Source organism: Streptomyces sp. NPDC005195 (assembly GCF_040608315.1).
GTDB classification, from domain to species: domain Bacteria; phylum Actinomycetota; class Actinomycetes; order Streptomycetales; family Streptomycetaceae; genus Streptomyces; species Streptomyces kaempferi.
Window position 1 is genome coordinate 1 of record NZ_JBEXHZ010000212.1, and the last position, 2,985, is coordinate 2,985.

Consider the following 2,985-nt stretch of genomic DNA (forward strand, 5'->3'; position numbering starts at 1 on the left):
CAGATGGTTCTCATGAGAGGAACATCGACCATGGCCGCTCCCAGGAAATACTCGCTTGAGTTGCGTGAGCGTGCGGTGCGGATGTAACGCACCACCGAGCCGAAGCCGCAGCCCGGGCGCCGCTCTTCCAGGTCCACCAGGATCGTGGCGTAAGAGTCGCCCTTGCGCAGCGCGAAGCGTCGACTCCGAGTATGCGCGCGCTGGCCTGTGACAACTCCGGTAACCGCCGGAGGAGGTCCAGGAGTTTGTCCTTGCCAGCGCGGATGCTCAGCACGGCCGCGAGCCGCGCTCCCGGACACGCGGCGATCGCCGTGAGCAGCGTGCGCAGCAGCGGCGTGTACCGGGCATGCGGGCTGGTCAGCCCTTCGATCTGCTCGGCGAACGTCACCGCTGGGCAGCACGGATTGAGGCACTTGAACCGGCGCACCACGAGTTCGATCACCACCAAAGTTCCACCGACGGGAGCGTCAGCGAACTGGCGCGCGTACCGGCCGTGCACACGCCACGACACCACCCCACACCCTGGACACCTCGCCGTCGGTATCGCGGAGTGAGCGCAGAACGTGACCGTTCCGGCCGTACACTCGATCGACTCGACCACCACACCGGCTAAATGCGGTAGCAACCGCCCCAAACCTCCTGAACCGCACACCCGGTAGATACCCAGGTCAGGCAGGTGACGTCACAAGATCTCCGACAGAGCCCGAAATTCCCCAGCGGCAGGGTCAACTTTCCCACCCAATTGTTCGAGTCTGATGGTCCCGAAGGAGCCCTGTCAGTCCCTTGTGTAAGCATGCTGTCGTGACAACCACATCACCTGATCAGTGCCCTGCCGAGGACACCCTGGAGTTCCTGCGCTCCGCAATTGAGACGGAGTGGCGCGAGCCGGCACTGGGACACGAAGGCATCTCCGCGTGGGAATCCGAACACGGGCTCGTGCTTCCGGAGCCGTACCGGAGTCTGATCGCCGAGATCACCAACGGGTCGCCCCTCGGACCGCCGGAAGACGGCGGCCTTCTCCCTCTGGGCTGGCTCCCACCGGACTGGCCGTACGACAGAGACCGCGATCCCGCTGCCCCGTTCCCGCTCCAGGAGGCCTGGGCCTGGGAAGACGAGCCCTTGGCCGACGGCCATCACGAGCGCGTCGCGGACGTCTACAACCACGGCTCCATCGTGCTCGGTACCGACGACGGCCCCTCCTATTGGGTCCTGGTCGTGACCGGTCCTCAGCGAGGCAGGATCTGGGTGGTCACCGACGTCGGCGCCTGCCCGTATCCGATGCCGGAGGCGGTCGGCTTCCTGGAATGGGTGCAACGCTGGCACGCCGGCGACGGTTGGTGGGACTGACCGCTACGCACACAGAGCCCGGCGCACCACGATTGTCCATGCGACCGACGCACTGTGAGGAGGCCGACGACAGCGCGGCGTTGGGCGAAGCCAGCCCTCTCTGACGGTGACTCCGGCCAGCCTGTAGTGCGTCGAAGTGAGTCCTCAACACTCGAGCCCAAGATCAGTTGCCATTCCCGCAGTTGGCTGGCAGAGTCCGGCGGGACAATTCAGCTGGGCAGCGTGTTGGGGAGGCTTGCTGTGGGTGCGCGGATCCTATTGTTTGTGTTGGCAACGGCGAGCGTGGGCTGGGGAGCTATGTACCTTTTCAACGTGCGCGGCACGGCGGAGAAGGCTGCGACACGTCGCAATGCGGTGCGATCTGCGACTGCCGCGAGAACGATGGACTTGAGGCTCACTGAACCGTCGAGTCTCGGCCTCTGGTTCTTCAGACTGATGGGCGGCATCGTTCTGGGCGGCGGCCTGCTTCTCGGCCTCGTGGGACTTGTGGTCTCATTCGGAGACTGAACCCCCAAGAGACGCTTCCCGGCCGTAGGCGCGGGTGGCGCCATCGCCGGAGTTGTCGCCCGCACCATCCGGAGGTCGGCTCGCCCGTCCCTGCGCCTGCCGATATCAGCTGATAACACCACGCGCTCGCACCGCTTCTGCTACTGGGCTCCGGAGGTCACGGTGCACAGGAACGTCTCGCAGCGAAACCAAGGACCCGGTCCGAACGCACCCGCAGCGAGCGGCGACGATCTGCTGCGCTGGTACAGACGGGCGCGACCGGCTGGCCCTACCGGCGACGCCGGCCCGCCCTGGAGTCGATGTTCACCGCCCGACGGCTTACTGCCCAACCACCAGTCCCGCTGGCGCTGCACTGGCCGGGCTCCTCACGGCGACCCGGACCAGACACCTGCGGACCGAGTGGTCGTTCTCCGCCGGGTGGGGAAGCCGCAAGGCCGGGTATTTAGCGTTTTCGCTGGTCACGCAAGGGGAGTTGGGGTCCATGCTGTGGCGGCATAGAGGCCGGGTCCCAGTTTGTGGATGAGGCCGGTTTCGGCCCATCTGGAAAGCTGTCGATACATGGTCTCCATGGTGATGTCGCCGAAATGGGAGGCGATGTCATGGGGCGCCAGAGGCGGTTGGGGTCCTTCTCGAGCAGGGCCAGGATTCGGTGACGGCGGCGCTCGGCGAGGGCGGTGTGCCGGTCGTCGCGTGAGACGGCGGGGAGCTGGGGGCGGGATTCCGGAGGCTCGAGGACGTTGATGTCGAGCGCGGTGATGGTGCGGCTGGTGTCGGGCCTGCCATCCTCGTGGCGGGTGCTGTAGCGGGACATCGGCGACTTGACCTTGCGGGTGCTGACCCGTTGGCGCTGGGGCGGGAGGAGACGGGTCAGGATCCGGTGCCCGATCAGTCCGAGATGACCGGCGTCGGCGGGGTCGGTGATGACGGCGGCGGCCTGGACGACCTGGTCACGGGCGGTCTGGAGGGCGACGGTGAAGCAGCAGCGGTCTGGATCGGTGCCCGCCAGCGCCTCCGCGGCCTCGACCATTACAGTGCGCAGTGCCTGGTAGAGGGTGAGCAGTGACCACATCTCCTGGTCGATGCCTGCCGGGTCGCCCGAGCGCAGGTTGCGGCCGTTCATGATCGTGTGGC

General features: G+C 66.5%; 2 protein-coding genes and 1 pseudogene. 1 reads left to right on the top strand and 2 read right to left on the bottom strand.

Features of this window, described 5'->3' with window-relative positions; genetic code table 11:
* Window positions 1-10 precede the first annotated feature (10 nt).
* Complete coding sequence (locus ABZV34_RS38075; RefSeq protein WP_356287462.1) at window positions 11-652, bottom strand: transposase family protein; 642 nt, start codon at window positions 650-652, stop codon at window positions 11-13.
* A gap of 149 nt (window positions 653-801) precedes the next feature.
* Between ABZV34_RS38075 and ABZV34_RS38080 the strand changes: the two genes are divergently transcribed.
* Window positions 802-1,347 (top strand): SMI1/KNR4 family protein, encoded by a 546-nt coding sequence (locus ABZV34_RS38080; RefSeq protein ID WP_356287465.1) that lies wholly within the window; start codon window positions 802-804, stop codon window positions 1,345-1,347.
* 949 nt (window positions 1,348-2,296) lie between these two features.
* Here the strand turns inward: ABZV34_RS38080 and ABZV34_RS38085 are convergent.
* A pseudogene (locus ABZV34_RS38085) lies at window positions 2,297-2,985 on the bottom strand (hypothetical protein); the annotation flags it as partial.